Source organism: Calothrix sp. NIES-2098 (genome assembly GCF_963875125.1).
Taxonomy (GTDB): Bacteria; Cyanobacteriota; Cyanobacteriia; order Cyanobacteriales; family Nostocaceae; genus Aulosira.
Genome location: NZ_CAWNKJ010000001.1, coordinates 60628 through 78269, shown reverse-complemented (window position 1 = coordinate 78269; position 17642 = coordinate 60628). Strand labels below are relative to the sequence as shown.

Sequence of the window (17642 nt, the reverse complement as noted above, 5' to 3'; positions counted from 1 at the left end):
ATTGTCAAAAAAGCTATTCAAAATATGCAATTTGCTTGCCGCAATTATAATCTCACAATCAGCCTAAAGTTGGATGCCAATTTGGCTTGTTCTTCAGAGAAAAATAAGTAAGGCATTTTATAAGAGCCGAGAAAGCAGATTTGGTAAGAATTATAGCTAGTATGAAAGTTAACGGAGAACGGGCAATAGGGGAAATTTCGCTCCCCATCAGTCTTTATTAGCCCCATCTCTTTTAAGCTTGGTTTTACTGCAAATTTTAAAATTATTACCAAATGTAAAGTTATAGTATGCTACATTTTGTTCTCTAAACTTAAGTCCAAAGTCATGAGGAAAAACTTCATAGGATTAATATTTGGTGGAATCTTGGTCAGCTTAGGACTGTCGCCATTATTAGCTCAAGCACAACAGCAAGTTTCTGATACTCAAGTTGCAGCGATGGTAGAGGCGTTGCGACAAGCTGCACCGCAAACAGGCTCTCAAAACGATGGACTTTACAGCCAATGGCAAGTCAAGCCAGAAACCCTCAAAGGTTGGTCGAGGACTTGTCTGAAAAAAGAGCTAACACCAACACAGTTTGAAAATAGTCCTGCAACAGCACGCCAAGTCGTGTCGTGCATCACGCGCCGAGAATTAAATCAGCAATTCCGCGCTACAAACAATAACGAAACTGCGGCGGTGCGTGGCGTAGCTTGTTGGTGGATGACAGGGAAATATCAAGGCTGTGACAGTGGCTTCACCGCTACCTATGTTCAAAAAGTGGTTAGCTTGTATCAACAGCAGCGTTCAAAACCAGCAACTAGTTTTTCATCACCGCGATCTTAACTTTGTCTAAACAAATAGAGCAGTCTGGAGAAGGCATACTCAAGGGTCTACTATTGCACTAAGCGCGATCGCCAATTCATAAAAACTGAGTAAATCTTGTATACATCTGTTGCTGGCGATCGCTTTTTATTCTGTCAAAACTTCAGAGAAATATATTTTTTTATTTCCATTAGATAATTACTTGTCATCTATCTAAAGTTATGATTTGGAAGGAGATGACTGCTAGATTTCTGGTTAAGAAATTATGATTTGGGATAGCTTTCATCATCGATTAGAGCTATAAGACGAGAGAACCAATAGACAATTTCTGGATCGCTGTATGTTGTTAATCTAGCAATGTCTCTAGCAAGCTGATATGCTTGCTCTGCTTTGGGATTATTTGTTAGTCCTGTATGATTGAGCAATGCTATTTTCAAATCCCCAGGATAAGTAGGTAAGCTTTGACCTTTTGTATATTTGATTTGGCAAAGAATCGAACTCCAATCTATATCTTTAGTAGTAGTAGGTGCATCCATAAAATTTTTTGCATTAATTAAGTTGATATCTTTAATGTATTCTGCTGTATGAATAACAACAAATACTCTTTCTTGTGATAAGGATAAATATAAGTTATCAAAAGATGGGCACTAACAAGGATTAATCGCTTATTTAAATAAGATCTTATTTAAGATAAACATTAGTTTGATTACTGTCATAGAAGATTTTCAAATTGAATACAGAATTGATAAATTCATAATTGATTTCCCTACTATTGTTAAATCTTGTAGCAGTTCAACAATATCTGCGTCATAATTCTTTTGATGTGAGTTTTATACACCGCACACAACGAGGAAGAGAGTAACATGAAAAACTCACAAGTTGTGGAAGAAGGATTTTCGTATGTTCCAGTAATCGATATTAGTCCCTTAGTCTCTGGAAAAGGCGATCGCCTAACAGTTGCTTCTAAAATTGGACAAGCTTGTCGTGAGTGCGGGTTTTTCTACATTGTCGGACATGGTGTACATGAACGCTTGCAGCAAAGGTTGGAACAACTCAGCCGAAAGTTTTTCGCCCAGGATTTGGAAACGAAACTAGAAATTCGGATGGCTTTGGGTGGAAAAGCATGGCGGGGGTATTTTCCGGTTGGGGGTGAACTCACATCAGGTAAACCGGATATTAAAGAAGGTATTTACTTTGGTGCAGAACTAGGAGAAAATCATCCGCTTGTAAAAGCTGGGACACCGATGCATGGTTCTAACCTCTTCCCTTCCAACATTCCTTTATTCCGCGAGACTGTGCTGGAATATATGGAGGCGATGACGCAACTTGGACATAGGCTAATGGCTGGTATTGCTCTTAGCTTAGGACTGGAAGAATCGTATTTTGCTGAACGTTATACATCCGATCCGTTAACTTTATTTCGGATTTTTAACTATCCTTCAGATTTACCACCGTATGAGGGTGAAGAGAGGTGGGGTGTAGGAGAACATACTGACTATGGTGTTTTGACTATTCTCAAACAGGATAATTCAGGTGGATTACAGGTGAAATCTCAGTCACGCTGGATTGCTGCGCCTCCTGTTGCTGATTCTTTTGTTTGCAATATTGGGGATATGCTCGATCGCATGACTGGAGGTTTGTATCGTTCTACACCTCATCGCGTTCAAAATCTGTCAGGATGCGATCGCCTTTCGTTCCCTTTCTTTTTCGATCCCAATTTTGATGTGGAAGTGAAGCCGCTTCCTTTAGATGGAGTAATAATAAATGACGATCGCGAAGAACGTTGGGATAAAGCTAGCATTCATGAATTTTGTGGAACTTATGGTGATTATTTATTGAGTAAGGTGTCTAAAGTTTTCCCAGAATTGCGAAGAGCAGTTTTGTAGAAATTTAGCAGGCGGTTTGACGCTGAAGAGTCGGCTATTTCAACAACTTAATAGCTTCCTCATTTCGCATACATCTCCCCGCACCAAAATTAATTTATATAGTGTTATCGTCAACACGGGTAGTAATTATCGAGATAGCTTTGCTACTCAAACAGAAGTATATTACACAACAGATAAACTCCTAATTGAATAAATCTCAGATTTGCTAATTCCTAGGCTTTGTTAGTAGCTATGCTTTAATTTTGTATTACTATTACTTCAGATTCACGCTGTCTTCCTCCTAACGATAGATAGTCATTGTTAAAGTAAATTGAGTTAAGCGATCGCTCGTGAATTTTCTGGATTACCAAGCTCTCAATTTGGCTCATATAGTGTTGGCAACAATGTTTTGTGGTCTTCGGGTTTACTCTAAAATCGCTCAATAACTATATAAAGTTTAATATCGCCACACTTTAAAATTGGGAGATTGCTCTCAATTTGCTGGTATTAGCCAAAACTTATATTTTTTTATCAAAAGCAATTTATTTTTGTTATTAGTTTTAAGATAAAAGTCTATAAGCTTATTTAGAATATTCTCAACTACACTTGGCAAAACGACAGGAGTCAAATTACTCAATTCAAATCTGATGTTTCAAACAGGAGATGGACTGTCATGCCGCAACAAAATGCTGCCCAACTTTTTAAAGCTGTAAAACAAGATCAAGCATTAAAGCAAAGACTGAAAGCCACAGCCAATCCCGAAGCGTTTATCCAAATTGCTAAAGAGCGTGGCTATGACTTCACGGTGGAAGAATTAGAGACTGAAATCAATAAATTATCTGAAGAAGATTTAGCCGCTATTATCAATCCAGGCTGGGGCCCTAGACAGCACATTCATCCTAGATAAGGAACGCTCTAGGCGATAGAAAGTGCAAACATATTTGATTGCTCTTACTTCTGAATTGCCCTTTGTGCATAGATACAAACCTCCCGACCTGAGTCACCTAATACTTGCTATATGGGCATTTAGAGCTTTGGAGTTACCTAACTTACCAAGAGCGATCGCTAATTAAAGATAAGGCTGGTAGACATATCTGCACAACAAAAAAATAAAAATGGGTATGGTTATTTAACCATACCCATCTGAAAAGTTTTAAATCATTGATTATAGCTGTGGTACATACTGAGGCTTCTCAGGTACATCTGTGTACTCAGCCACAATCTGACGAAATTCTGTACCGTCAATGGTTTCTTTTTCAATCAGCAAATCAACTAAGCGATCTGTGACGCTACGATTGTCGCGAATAATCTTCTTGGCTGTTTCGTAGCAGTCTTCTACTATCGCTCTAACTTGAGCATCAATCCGCGCAGCGATAGATTCAGAATAATCCGATCGCGTCATCCAGTCACGACCTAAGAACACTTCTCCCTGTTGGCTTTCTAGGGACAAGGGGCCTAAATCTGACATTCCGAAGCGAGTAACCATTTGCCTAGCCATCCCCGACAACTGTTGTAAGTCTCCACCTGCACCAGTGGTTACTTCTGCCGGGCCAAAAATTACTTCTTCCGCTGCACGACCGCCTAAAGCGCCAGTAATCCGCGCTTTCAGTTGGGAACGAGAAATCAAACCTTGTTCCTCGTTGGGAGTGAACCAAGTTAAACCCTGTGCTTGTCCGCGAGGAATCAGAGTAACTTTCTGTACTGGGTCATGGTCTTTTAACAAAGTTCCCACCAAAGCGTGTCCCACTTCGTGGTAAGCAATCAAGCGCTTACTCTTGCTGTCAACCAGGGGTGTACCTTCCATCCCTGCGACTACCCGATCCACAGCATCATCAATTTCGGTGAGGGTAATTCCTTCTTTGCGTCTTCTAGCAGTGAGAATTGCTGCTTCGTTGAGTAAGTTAGCTAAATCTGCACCCGTAAAACCAGGGGTACGACGAGCGATCGCATCTAGGGATACACTGGGATCTAATTTCTTATTCCGAGCGTGGACTTGTAAGATTTCCAAACGTCCTTTGATGTCTGGTGCATCAACGGTTACTTGGCGATCGAAGCGTCCGGGACGCAATAACGCGGCATCTAATACGTCAGGACGGTTTGTGGCAGCAATAATAATGATGCCAGTGTTACCTTCAAAACCATCCATTTCGGTAAGCAGTTGGTTGAGGGTTTGTTCTCTCTCATCGTTACCGCCACCGATACCAGCACCCCGCTGTCTACCTACAGCGTCAATTTCATCGATAAAGATAATACAAGGGGCGTTATCTTTGGCTTTTTTGAACAAGTCGCGCACGCGGGAAGCACCCACACCCACAAACATTTCCACAAATTCCGAACCGGAAATGCTGAAGAAAGGTACGCCAGCTTCACCTGCGATCGCTTTTGCTAGTAAAGTTTTACCAGTTCCTGGAGGGCCAACTAACAGCACTCCTTTAGGAATGCGCGCGCCAACAGCTGTAAATCTTTCTGGCTGTTTGAGGAAGGTGACAACTTCTTGTAATTCCTCTTTAGCTTCTTCAATACCTGCTACATCGTCAAATTTAACTCCGGTTTTAGCTTCCATTTGAAAGCGCGCTTTAGATTTACCGAAGTTCATTGCTTGACCCGGGCCGCCGGGAAGATTGCTAGAGCGACGGAACAAAAAGAACAACCCGGTAATCAATAAAATTGGAAAAACGAGATTGCCTAACAGTCCCCAGATCGCTCCATCATTGCGCATGGGGTGGGCATCAAAACTAATTCCTTTTTCTTTAAGCTTGCTGATTAACTCAGGTGCGTTAACAGGTAAATCTACCCGCCACCGTTGAACGCGATTTTCGATATCTTGATCTACGGCTTCGACAATTGCTGTTCTACCGCCTTCATAGAGATCCACACTACTAACGCGATTAGCGTCCAAATATTCTAGAAACCGGCCATAGGTCATGCGGGTATTGGCTGCATTTTTCGTCATGTCAGCAGGAGCACTAGCAAATGCCCCTTGCCAGAAGAAAAAGCCAATTACCAAAGCAGGCAATGTCCAAAGTAATAGGACTTTCCAAGAAAATTTCATCTTAATCTGCCTCTAGATGCCAATAAAACTCATCAGCTTTAGCAACCAAACGATTCAATCATCCTGCCAATTTCAGGATGAGAGTGGAGTAAAAACTATAAAATTTTTCAACCTAACTTACCCTGCAAGCGGCGTAGCCTTTTGCTGACGCTACTTATAAGGCGTTTAATCTGAGATTCAAAACTTTTTTGTCATCATCCATCCTTTCTTGGTTGCTAAATCGCTGTGAAACGGATCTCGATAAATCCATTTTGTTTAATCTGATGTTTTGCGTACATCGCCACAGAAGCTCTAAGGGTCTTACAGCAAATCTCTAACGACAACACGAATCTTAATTAAAGTTAACTTAATTTTAATACAAAATTTCACCACAAAAGACAAGAGGGTTAGGGGAAAGTCAAGATTAGGAAGCATGAATCAAGCCTGCTTCCTCAGTCATTGCCATTCCTCTATCCCTCTATCCTATTGTGGATACCCGATTTTGGATGCGGAAATTCTAGCTTTAAGGCTGATGTATTGGAGGTTGCAAGTATCTCATTTAACTTCTGTAATTTGGAGAGTGTAAGGAAAATACTTGCCTTTAACATAGGAACCAACCCAGATCTGGTAAGTTCCTGGAAGCCATTCACCAACTATGCCAGGATTTTTACCATCAAACTCATCATTGCACCATGTGCCACCAGGGCCTTTGACTATAAGCGTTGTATCTTCGGGACTTTGCACTTGCAACTTTAAATAGTCAAATTTATTTGTTAATTCCAATTTATGGTCTGGTGCTTCATCAACAAATCCAGTACACGGGCCAGTAGCAGTTTCCGTTCTCTTCGCAACTTGGTTTCCTGAGACTGAGCCGCCACTCATACCCCGAACAGTAAAGGGATCTGGGGAAAAATTCTTGCCAATGGTGGCATCTCCAAATATTGGTGGTGTTGGTGGCACATCCGCTACGGCATGAGTGATCGATGTGACGAAGATTGAAAATACCGCTAATGATAATCTTATCCCTTTATTGAGCGCTCTTTTCGGCATTTTAATTACATGGTTATCTAAGTGGAGTTGATGACATGAATTTTACACACCAAGTTCCCAAAAATAGAAGAATTAACTACTTTTGGAAGATGCACGCCTAAGGGTTGATTTAGTTTCTCAGAAATTGGGTTGGTAATTGGTGCCACGACTCACAATTATTGTGGCTGCTTTTATTATTAATAGAGGCGCACCTAGATGCGCCTCTAAAAACCTAAAATATTCCCAAAGACTGGGAGCTAACTGCCTAGAGCTATGGCTTTACTCAAACGCGATCGATCTAAACCAATTTGATTGAGTAGTAACCAGGATTGGATTAAGTCGGGGCCATGAACATCTCCAGTTAAAGCGGCTCGAAGCGATCGCATTACTAACCCTTTCTTCACATTTTGGGCTTTGACCACCTGCTTAATAATTTCTTGCGCGGTGGCTTCTTGTAATTGCGTTTGACTGTCCAAAGCTGCATCAATAGCTTGCAGAGCAGCCGCAGAACCTTCTTGCTGCAACTGTTTAGTGGCTTCTTCGCTAAATTCAACGGTATCTGTAAAGAACAGTTGGCTCTGCTCCACAGCATCTTTGAGCCGCGTCAGGCTAGGGCCGATTAAAGCTACTAGCTTTTCTAACCAAGCGCGATCTCGTCCGCCATCAAATTTAAAGCCTGCTTCTTCCCAATAAGGTAGGAGTAAATCTGTCAGCTTATCTACTGGGGTACTGTGGATATACTGACTGTTTAACCAATCCAATTTCGCCCAGTCAAACTTTGCACCTGCTTTATTGACACGTTCAAAGCTGAATTCTTTGGCTGCGGATTCTAAGGTAAATATTTCTTGAGTAGAGTCTGGTGGCGACCAACCCAACAAAGTCATGTAATTCACCAAAGCTTCGGGGGTGAAACCTAATTTTTTGAAGTCAGAAATGGAAGTAACGCCGTCCCGCTTAGATAGCTTGCGTCCATCTCTGCTCAAAATTAGAGGAGAATGGGCAAATTCTGGGGTTTTTGCCCCTAAAGCTTCGTAGAGGAGAATTTGCTTGGCTGTGTTGGCTATATGGTCTTCTCCCCGGATGATATGGGTAATTTGCATATCGATGTCATCAACCACAACGACAAAGTTATATAGTGGTTGACCAACACCTGTTTCGGAAGCACGAGCGATGACCATATCACCACCGAGATCGCTTCCTCGCCAAGACATTTTTCCTCTTACTAAGTCATGCCAGACAATCTCGCGCTCATCTTCGATTTTGAAGCGAATTACAAAGCTACGTCCTTCAGCTTTGAAAGCAGCTTCTTGTTCTGGGGTGAGGTTGCGGTGCCGATTATCATAGCGCGGTGCTTCCCCTTTAGCTTGCTGGGCTTCCCTTAAAGCTTCTAGTTCTTCAGAAGTGGTATAGCAGCGATAGGCTAATCCTTGTTCTAGCAGTTTTTCTACTGCTTGTTTGTAAAGATCCAGGCGTTGAGATTGAAAAAATGGGCCTTCATCCCAGTTCAGCCCCAACCAGCGCAACCCTTCGAGGATATTCTCTGTATATTCAGGACGCGATCGCTCTAGGTCTGTGTCTTCAATACGCAAGATAAACTTTCCGCCGTTGTGGCGGGCAAATAGCCAGTTAAACACAGCCGTTCTAGCTGTACCAATATGTAAATTTCCCGTGGGACTTGGAGCAATACGGACTCTAACAGTCACAGTTCTTTCTCTCTTTCTCAAAGCATGATTAATATAACAAGCGCTGAATGCCGAGTTTAAGGCGATCGCTCATATAGGGTATGCTAGACAGAAATTCTCAAATAAACATTGAAAATAAATCCTTTTTACCCCAATCAACTCAGGACTCAGCAATGGTGGATGATAAAATTTAACGGGACTGACGGGGCTCGAACCCGCAACTTCCGCCGTGACAGGGCGGTGCTCTAACCAATTGAACTACAGTCCCTTAATTGGCAACTTTGCTATTATGTACCTTTTTTTTGGGTTTGTCAAGGATCTGGAACTAAGAAATTTTAGAAGTCCTTTGTTATTGGTCATTTGTCCAGAGTCAAGCGTCCAAAGTCTGAAGTTATTACTTATTTCTTCCTCCTCCTCAAACCATAGTGCTTGATGCTACAGCTTGCGGCATTGATGCCAGATACTGCTGTATTTGCGATTGCATTTGTCGATACTGCTGCTTTAAGATGTTTTTGCTCAATTGGCACTGAGAAGAGGGTGGTAGACTTTGACTTTGTTTTACCCAATTTTTCAACATTTGCCGCTGCGTAGGCTCTATGTAACTGCTGATGACGCTAGCACAGGTGTGGGGTGGTTCGATAGTAAATAAAATTAGAGGATAGCGTTCATTTTCTGCCAAGGAAGATACCAGTCGATGATTTTGTGGGTTGTGCATATCGAGGTAGCAAGGTAGCCACTTGGGGCCGAGTTTGCGATTGTACAAAACTGTCAGCCACAGCAGCATGGGGTGAGGAGATGTAATGAAGAGAAATTCATTGTAACGTATTGAAATGGCACGTTGTTTGATTTCTTGTTTTGACAACATCAACCAGATTGATGTTACAGGTTGTGGTTCGGTATCCAGAATTTGGGGAAAAACAATTTCTTGAATTGGCTTATTTTCCGGCCAGGTAAGTTTCCAGCAAATTTTTTCCACAGCTACAGGTAACTCAGAGATCGGAGGAAGATTTGCGGAATTTTTATTAGCAGATTCTACTTGGATATTACTGCTCGCTTCCCCTATCCTCATATTTGTGGGCAAGCTGAGATAATTAGAGCGATTGATATTGTCTAAGACTTGCAGCAGTTGAGCGATATTTTGTGGGCGATCGCTGACTTGTTTCTCCATACAAGCCATAATTAGATCGTTTAGCTCTCGTGGTATTTGCAGATGAGGTTTAACCTGGGCGATCGCTCTTGGTGCTTCAAAGTGATGTGCCTTATACCAAGCACCAAAATGATCGGTTTCGGGTTGCCAAGGTTTTTCACCTGTGAGCATTTCAAACATCATCACTCCTAAGCTATAAATGTCAGAGCGACTATCTAATTCTCCTCCCTCTAGTTGTTCTGGCGAACAATAGGGTAATGTGCCATGAAAGCCCTTATTTGTGCTGATTGTGGTTGCATAATTTAAAAATTTAGCAATCCCAAAATCGAGGATTTTTACTAACTGACTCAATATAGGATCTGGAAGAACTAATATATTAGCTGGCTTAATATCTCTATGAACTAGAGGATAGATATTACCGTCCATGTTTATGCCTTGATGGGCACATTGTAAGCCCAAACAAATCTGGCGTGTCAAAGTCATAAAAATTGGCAAATTTACAGGAATTAATTCCTTTAAACATTTGCCAGATAAATATTCCATGACGTAAAACGGGTTGCCTTTTTCACTTACGCCATAATCATACGCTCTGACTATATGTATCGTTTTTTGACTCAAAGCTGCACTCATGAGAGCTTCTCTCGCGAAATCTTTTTGCATCTTTGGGTCTGCAACGGTTTGTGAGAGGAATTTTATCGCAACGGGTATTCCTCCTAGCAAAACATCATGTGCTAAAAAAACCTTGCCCATGCCTCCGTTGCCAATTACTTTGATCAATTTATAGCGATTGGCAAGTAACCCTGTTTCCTGTGGAGATGCAAATGAGCTTTGGTTCACCTTTACAACCTCTTATATACTCTCCAATTTCAACCTAAAGGTTAGCATATTAAAATAAATGATTTCTTAATATTAAATATTCTCAATATATTTATTCAAGCTTCAACGGCGCAAAATAACTTGGAGAAAGTAATAATATAGTTTAGATGCCCAAGCTTTTAAACCTACTTCTTTCTTTTCTGGAGCAGTTACCAATTTACGTAGTATTACTGTTTTTAATCTTTCATATTCTGCTTTCAAAATAATTTTTGCTTGCTTCGTAGAAATAAATTCCTGAGAAGTGGGATTCGTTGCTAACCAATCTGTCAGTTGTTGGCGTTGGCTACCCGTGAGAGTCAATGTCATGACATGAGTGCAATTATGTGGCTCTTCGATAGAAAAAAATAACAAATGATAATAGCCAACTTCAGCTAAACTTCGCATAATTTTTTGCCCTCGGCTATCATTCATATCTAAAAAGCACGAGAGCCATTTTGTTTGAGAAACTTGGGAATTATATAATGCTGTTATCCATAGCACCATTGGATATATATTCATTTTGGCAACAAATTCTGTGCTATGTTTTTGATCTAAAAATTTGGTAATTTCTGCTTTGGGTAACATAGCCCAAAAAGTTGGGATTGTTCCTTGAAATGTATGTAATAAATAAGGAAACCCAATTGGTGCAATTGGTCTATTTTTAGGCCAAGTCTTTTGTAAACATTCTTTTTCTGATAATGATGTGACAGGTACTATTTGCAGGGTAGGTATTTGCAACTCTTCGGTAATACTAATAGCAGCGCTACGCTCAAGCTGTAATTTAACCTTGTCTAAAGTTTCTAATATTTCTTGAATATTTTGGGGGCGATCGCTGACTTCTTTGGCTAAACAACTCATCACTAATTTTTGCAATGTTTGGGGGATCGCTAATTGTGGATTAACTTCCCCAAATGTAGGTGGATTTTGAAAGTGATGAGCTTGATACCAACTACCAAAAGAGTTACTCGTAGTTTGAAATGGATGTTTTCCAGCAAACATTTCAAACATCAGTATTCCTAAACTGTAGATATCAGAACGCACATCCAATAGTTTACGTCCTTCCATGTGTTCTGGAGAACAGTAAGGCAAACTACCTATAAAAGAATCTGTGAGAGTCATCCCACTGCGCTCTGTTAAAAATTTAGCAATACCAAAATCTAGAATTTTAACTATATTCTCTTTTTTATGATCTTCTATGAGAAAAATATTTTCGGGTTTAATATCTCTATGAACAATCGGAAAATTCTCTCCTTTATGGATGATACCTTGATGAGCGCATTGTAAGCCTAAGCAAATTTGATAGCAAATATCTAAAAGTTGAGTAAGAGATAATGTTTGCTTTTTGAGTATACGTTTGAGATTTTTACCTTGGAGATATTCCATGACATAATATGGAATATTTTCCTCGGTGACACCATAACTAAATACCCGAACAATATTTTTACTTTTTCGGCCTAATTGGGCGCCAATAAAGATTTCTCTAGCAAAGCGTTGGGACATTTGCTGGCTACCCAGACTAAGTGAGAGAATTTTGACTGCAACTGCCATTCCGCCTTTGGCAACATCTTCTGCTAGGTAAACTCTACCCATCCCACCTTTGCCAATCAAATCTCGGATTAAATAACGATTATTTAAGAATTTCCCAATATAAATATCTAATTCAGATTTAGAGTTAGCTAGATTAGGAATTGGATTCTGCACCATAAAATTATTTATAAAAATAAAATCAGAAAGTTATTAAAATAACCCTCCTTAAGGCTTTATTTTATCTATAAACAAGATTAATAATTTTAGAGAGTTAATCATATGAGGTGAAATTTACTACAAAACTTGTTTAATTTTTAATAAAATTATGGGAAAGTTATCTGCAACAGTTCTTAAACATGGTGTAACATATTTATTCTGCAATCCGTATGGGAATTTCCACTGAATCCGCAAATCGACCCAATACATTTGCCTAATTTTCTCAGTGAATATACGGTTAGAGTAATAATACTTCTAGAAATAAAATGTCAAGAGTATAATTATACATTTAATGTAAGAGATTATGCCTTTAAAAATCAGGGGTTAAGATTGGGGATAAAACGGCGCAATAGCCTAATGAGTGGGGATTCGATTTTGAGCTTAAAGGCTAGTATCTGTGTACGTTGTAGAGCGTTAAAGTTGTTGTCGCTGACTAAGATTAATGAGCGTTGACCATCAGGTAATTTAGGGCCTAAGGTTAAGCCTTCAATATTGTCAAGCAACACGTCTATAGTTCTCAAGTCTAAGAGCAGTTTTTTCTGCACAGGTTTGATTTTTTGGGGGTTAATACTTAAGAGGCTATCGATATGCTGAATCTCATCAGCACCCTCTAAAGAAACTTGAAAGAGTAAAATAGCAAAACCCAAACCTGTAAAAGACCTTTCTAAACTCAGGAAACTTCCTCGATTATCGAGGGCGACTAAATCGGGCAAACCGCTAGCAAATTTGCCAGTAAAATTCAAAAAAGGTGATATTGGTTCAGTCTGATAAAGAAATTCTTTTTCTGGCTGCTTGGTCAGCAAGTTGTATTGTAAAATTCGACAGGAAGTGCTGGTATTGGGTTGCGCTTCTACACCATCTTGAATTAGAGCATTTTCGGTAGCTGTAAATAATTGCTTTTCGTTAGGTGAAATGGTCAGGCTTTCAAAAGCTAAATTATTGCGAATGCCATACCGACCATTTTTAGTAGGTAAAAACTTGTCTGGTATAGGTAGTGATGCGATCGCCTTACCAGTAGATAAGGAAAATTCTTGAATAAAAGGATTAATTAATTGCCTCACATCACCTTCAGAAGAAACAAAGACAGTTTTTTTACTAGTTAAAGCAATTCCTTCTGTATCGCTGGTACCGGGAGCAAACTTTTCACCACTTTCATTTAACAACGTGGTGACACCAACAGGTACAACACCACCATTTTTCAGCGCGCCTTGACTGAGGTCAATTTTAAGTATGTAGAAACGGGCGGGAGCTTTTTCGCTACGGTCATCAGAAATAGCATAATAAAGGTCGTTTTTAGGGTCGTAAGTGATTCCAGACAAACCTCCCACGGAAGTTTTTTGGAATGTTAATCCTTTGGGAAGAGTGGCTTGTCCGATGAACTTTATTTCGCTAACTGTGACAACACCCGATGCTAAATTGCTCCATAAAAAGCTGATAATTAGTATGGGGATAATCAGATAAATAATTCTTGGCCAAGTCAAGAGTTTTTTGATGGACTGCATGGATAGCGATCGCTAATTTCTCAAAGTCACCAAACACATTATCATGCCCAAGCTATGGCACATATATGTGCTGGGTAAAGGATGATTTTTTGACTATAGACTCTTGACTCTTACTAAGCAGGCCGCAAATAATATTCTTCCTGAAAAAATTGTACGAGCCAGTCTTTAACTTTGCGAGTGGCACGGCAATCGTCTTCGTTGTAGCGTTGAATTACCTCCAATAAAGTGCGATCGCCTGTTTCTAGCCACAAGTCATACCAGTAAATACACTTAGCACCACTAGCTTCTTTGTCGCGCCATTCAAACCCCAACCAACGAGCGATCGCTTTTAGCGCATAGCTTTCTATAGGTAAGGCAACGCTTTGAATTAATTGTTCGTATACATCGACAAATCGATTTAGTACAGGGCGTACTGAAGAATATGGAGTTTGGTACAGTCTTGCCAGACGTTTGACTGTATCAAATTCGTAGGCACAAAAATGATAAATTGGCGCTTCGGGATATTGCCAAACTATATCTAGAAATTGTTGCCAAACTAATTCTTCGTCTTCTGGTGTTTCTGCTAGCAGGGAATAAAACTGTTCTGTGTTGGTTTGTCTGTTAACTACCAAAATTCCTAAGAGATAATCTAAGTTCAAGTCTGGTTGAGCTTCAATATCAAAATAAATTTCGATGGGAGCCGTAAAGGTAATAGTTTCTATTGGTGGGGGATAAGGTAAGATAAACGGACGATTTTGGAGTACAGATTGAGCTTGTATTACTAGTTTGTGTGCGACTTGAGTATCAAAACCAGGTAAATTTTCCAGTATGCTGGGGCTGGTGCTAGCAAGAGATTCTAGTGTAGTCAGTGACAGTGCTTGGAGTTGACTGTAACGAATTGGTGTGACGCCTGGTAACAGAGAAAGGTGTTTTTCCGATTGAGCGATCGCATAACATTGACTATACCAGTGACAAAGATTGCATTTTTGCCGGGCAATAAATACTTCTGCGGCATCAGGTGACTCTAAAGCTTGAATTAACTCTGATAAAATCAGCTGCATTTGTGGCGTCCACTTCAGTAAATCTACTGCATAAGTAGTTTCTCTGGTACGCAATTTCAGCAAACCTGTTGGAGGTGCAGCTTCCTGAATAATCGCCAAGATCTGCGCGTGATATGCAACTCCTACTTGATATTCTTGCTTGGGACGCTTACCCATTTCCAGATTTGCTGGTACATATATCCAATCTCCAAAACGAGATTGTCCTGGCTGTTTCACAAGTAAATCTGGACGGCTGAGTAAGGTATATTTTTGATAATCTGGTGAGGTAGAAAAATTTTCACCTTCTATGTTTACCCAATCGTCGTAACTAACTGACAAGATTCCATGACGAATATACTCAACCCCACGCTGCATCAATTCTAAAGTTGCTGCTTGTCCCGCTTCCCAGTCTCTTCTAGAATAATCAGGCTGATGGTAAGACAAATTAGCCAAAATACTCTTTTGATAAGCAATTTTGTCCTGTTGTAGTTTTAGCAGCAACTCATTGGGAGTATCTCGCTGGTTTTTATCGCCGTAACTATCTAAAAAAGGTCGGCGCTTACAGCGTTGATATTGCAGTAACAGATCGGCACTAATTAACATTCCTTTAAGCTAGCAAGAATTAGTACTTTATGGGAGTAAGGCAAATCACGATCGTGCCTTGGGCTTGGGTGAAATAATGGAAAATAATTCAAAATCTTTAATTTCAAAGTATAAAGCACTATTTTTGCCAGTTTAATCTCAAAATTACTATGACCAGTCTTTCTACCACACACAAGAGTTTAGATAGCTATCGAGAGCAGTTTCCCGCCTTAGCGAATAAGGCATATTTTAATTATGGCGGTCAAGGCCCGATGGCTCAAGGGGCAATGGATGCGATCGCTCAAACTCAAACTCATATTCAACAACTAGGCCCTTTTGGTAATGAGGTGGGTCGTTGGATAGGATTAAATGTGAAAGCGACAAAAGAAGCGATCGCATCTGAGTTGAATGTACCACCAAGCACGATAACCCTGACAGAAAATGTGACTGTTGGTTGCAATATTGCCATGTGGGGTATTGAATGGCAAGCTGGCGATCGTATACTGCTTTCTGATTGCGAACATCAAGGGATAATTGCGATCGCGCAAGAAATCAGCCGCAGATTTGGTGTGGAAGTTAGTACTTGTCCTCTGATGGATACTTTAAATACAGGCGATCCTGTAGAAGTTATCGCCCAGCATTTAAGCCCTAATACCCGCTTAGTAGCTTTAAGCCACATCCTTTGGAACACAGGTCAACTTTTACCTTTAAAGAAAATTGCTGAAGTCTGTAGGAATAATAATTCTCTACTTTTAGTAGATGCAGCCCAATCGGTTGGCGCAATGCCTTTAAATTTAACTGAATTGGGGGTAGATTTCTATGCTTTCACAGGTCATAAGTGGCTATGCGGCCCGGCTGGTGTGGGTGGTTTATATGTGCGACCGGAAGCACAAGCTAGCTTAAAGCCGACATTTGTTGGTTGGCGTAGTGTCATCTTAGACGATCGCGGCAAACCTATAGATTGGAATCCCGACGGACAACGTTACGAAGTCGGGACATCAGATTATCCATTGTACGTGGGTTTAAAAGAAGCGATCGCCATTCATCAGCAATGGGGAACTCCAGAGGAACGCTATCAAAAAATTTGTCGCCACAGTGAATACCTATGGCGACAGTTGGCGGCTTTACCGAATGTGAAATGTTTGCGGACTTCTCCCCCCGAAAGCGGTTTAGTCTCGTTTCAACTGACTAACCAACAACCCCAAACTACTTTAAAGTTAGTGCAATTTTTAGAGTCAGAAAGATTATTTATTCGGCAAATTCGCGATCCCGATTGCGTCCGCGCCTGCGTCCATTATTTTACTTTAGAATCAGAAATTGACCAATTAATTGAGGCTGTTCAAAGATTTTGCTTATCTTAGAGACAGAAAGCAGAGGGACAATTAGGATAAGGAAGATGAGGAAGCAGGGGAAGGGGGAAACAAGGAGGAAAATAACTTATGACAAATGACAAATGACCAATGACCCTAACTATTTACTATTGCCCAAATCAAACTGTACTTGGGTTCCGTCATTGCCATTAAAAGACTGAACAGGTACAAAGTAAACAGAACTGTTAGGTGCTGACAGCGATTGTTGCAGCTGCAAATCTTTGGAAATGTTAGTGTTTACCCTATTTGTAGTAGGAACAATTACAGGGTTGTTTTGCTCAAAAAAGCTATTAAAATCTTGCTGAGAATTGCGATTATCAATTCCAGTCAAAGAATTACCAGTTAGGGAATATTTTTCTGGATTTTGGCTTGAGGCTTCTGATGACTGTGCTTGAACAGGGCTTACTAAGCTTGCAACAGCTGTCATAATTGCTAATAAAGCAACAATTCTAGCGTTCATAAGTTTTATCCCAATTCTTTGATTATTGCTGTTTCTATTTGCCAAATTATAGGCTACTCTTTACAATCAATTGTAATTAAATATACTTAATCGGTCAATGTTTTCTTATTTATTCTAAATAAAATCAATATCCAAAAATAGCTGTTTGAGCAATGTTGCAGATATTTGCAAAATGCAACATTATGTTAAAGAAAGTTAATTTGATATATATTATCCAATTTATAAAAATGAAAATGATAAATATTTAAATTACTACTTTTAAAAGCTACAGATTTGCATAAAAATGCACATAATTAGCCATATATTTCAGGATTTATATTTTAGAGACATCTGCGATCGCACAAAAAATCGTAGCAGAAAGACAAAGAGGTGAATACAAATCCTTAATTGATGTGAAGCAACAGACTGGATTACCTGTGAGTACTTATCGTCATATTGCTTAGGTTTATGGATTTGCGGTTGCGATCGCCAATTTACAAATGTTCGTAACCGGACTTTCGCATTGATTAGCAGGTACTGGAATTTCATGTGTTCTCCAGCACAAGTAAAGCGAAAA

The 17642-nt window shown here is 40.0% G+C and carries 14 protein-coding genes and 1 tRNA gene; 4 read left to right on the top strand and 11 right to left on the bottom strand.

What is annotated here, in order from left to right:
* Positions 1–324: 324 nt before the first annotated feature.
* A complete protein-coding gene (locus AACU33_RS00295) occupies positions 325–822 on the top strand; it encodes a hypothetical protein (protein WP_096586511.1) in 498 nt (165 codons plus the stop codon).
* Between the two features lie 242 nt (positions 823–1064).
* Here AACU33_RS00295 and AACU33_RS00290 read toward each other — a convergent pair whose 3' ends face one another.
* Positions 1065–1337, bottom strand: coding sequence for a hypothetical protein (locus AACU33_RS00290; RefSeq protein WP_096586510.1), 273 nt, complete (start codon positions 1335–1337; stop codon positions 1065–1067).
* 327 nt (positions 1338–1664) lie between these two features.
* Here AACU33_RS00290 and AACU33_RS00285 point away from each other — a divergent pair, with 327 nt between their 5' ends.
* Together AACU33_RS00285 and AACU33_RS00280 are read left to right on the top strand one after the other, a co-directional pair.
* Positions 1665–2687, top strand: a complete 1023-nt coding sequence (locus AACU33_RS00285) for an isopenicillin N synthase family dioxygenase (RefSeq protein ID WP_096586509.1) — start codon at positions 1665–1667, stop codon at positions 2685–2687.
* A 652-nt stretch (positions 2688–3339) separates the two neighbouring features.
* Entirely contained in the window at positions 3340–3573 is a 234-nt protein-coding gene (locus AACU33_RS00280) for a Nif11-like leader peptide family natural product precursor (protein ID WP_096586508.1), read from the top strand.
* Positions 3574–3831: 258 nt separating this feature from the next.
* Here the strand turns inward: AACU33_RS00280 and ftsH2 are convergent, their stop codons facing one another.
* The 8 genes from ftsH2 to AACU33_RS00240 all read right to left on the bottom strand — a co-directional run bounded on the left by ftsH2 (position 3832) and on the right by AACU33_RS00240 (position 15277).
* Positions 3832–5718, bottom strand: a complete 1887-nt coding sequence (gene ftsH2, locus AACU33_RS00275) for an ATP-dependent zinc metalloprotease FtsH2 (protein ID WP_096586507.1) — start codon at positions 5716–5718, stop codon at positions 3832–3834.
* 534 nt (positions 5719–6252) lie between these two features.
* Positions 6253–6747 carry a hypothetical protein gene (locus AACU33_RS00270; protein ID WP_096586506.1) on the bottom strand — a complete coding sequence of 165 codons (495 nt, stop codon included), beginning with the start codon at positions 6745–6747 and terminating at the stop codon, positions 6253–6255.
* A 236-nt stretch (positions 6748–6983) separates the two neighbouring features.
* Complete coding sequence (gene gltX / locus AACU33_RS00265) at positions 6984–8429, bottom strand: glutamate--tRNA ligase (RefSeq protein ID WP_096586505.1); 1446 nt, start codon at positions 8427–8429, stop codon at positions 6984–6986.
* A 173-nt stretch (positions 8430–8602) separates the two neighbouring features.
* Positions 8603–8676 (bottom strand) — tRNA-Asp (locus AACU33_RS00260).
* Positions 8677–8823: 147 nt separating this feature from the next.
* Complete coding sequence (locus AACU33_RS00255) at positions 8824–10392, bottom strand: serine/threonine protein kinase (protein ID WP_096586504.1); 1569 nt, start codon at positions 10390–10392, stop codon at positions 8824–8826.
* A 102-nt stretch (positions 10393–10494) separates the two neighbouring features.
* Positions 10495–12114, bottom strand: a complete 1620-nt coding sequence (locus tag AACU33_RS00250) for a serine/threonine protein kinase (RefSeq protein ID WP_096586503.1) — start codon at positions 12112–12114, stop codon at positions 10495–10497.
* Positions 12115–12470: 356 nt separating this feature from the next.
* Complete coding sequence (locus AACU33_RS00245; RefSeq protein WP_096586502.1) at positions 12471–13655, bottom strand: esterase-like activity of phytase family protein; 1185 nt, start codon at positions 13653–13655, stop codon at positions 12471–12473.
* Positions 13656–13768: 113 nt separating this feature from the next.
* Complete coding sequence (locus AACU33_RS00240; RefSeq protein WP_096586501.1) at positions 13769–15277, bottom strand: TM0106 family RecB-like putative nuclease; 1509 nt, start codon at positions 15275–15277, stop codon at positions 13769–13771.
* Between the two features lie 149 nt (positions 15278–15426).
* Between AACU33_RS00240 and AACU33_RS00235 the strand changes: the two genes are divergently transcribed.
* Entirely contained in the window at positions 15427–16617 is a 1191-nt protein-coding gene (locus tag AACU33_RS00235) for an aminotransferase class V-fold PLP-dependent enzyme (protein ID WP_096586500.1), read from the top strand.
* A 109-nt stretch (positions 16618–16726) separates the two neighbouring features.
* Here the strand turns inward: AACU33_RS00235 and AACU33_RS00230 are convergent, their stop codons facing one another.
* Both AACU33_RS00230 and AACU33_RS00225 read right to left on the bottom strand, forming a co-directional pair.
* Entirely contained in the window at positions 16727–17086 is a 360-nt protein-coding gene (locus AACU33_RS00230) for a hypothetical protein (protein WP_096586499.1), read from the bottom strand.
* Between the two features lie 306 nt (positions 17087–17392).
* Positions 17393–17614, bottom strand: a complete 222-nt coding sequence (locus AACU33_RS00225) for a hypothetical protein (RefSeq protein WP_339375668.1) — start codon at positions 17612–17614, stop codon at positions 17393–17395.
* Positions 17615–17642: the final 28 nt, after the last annotated feature.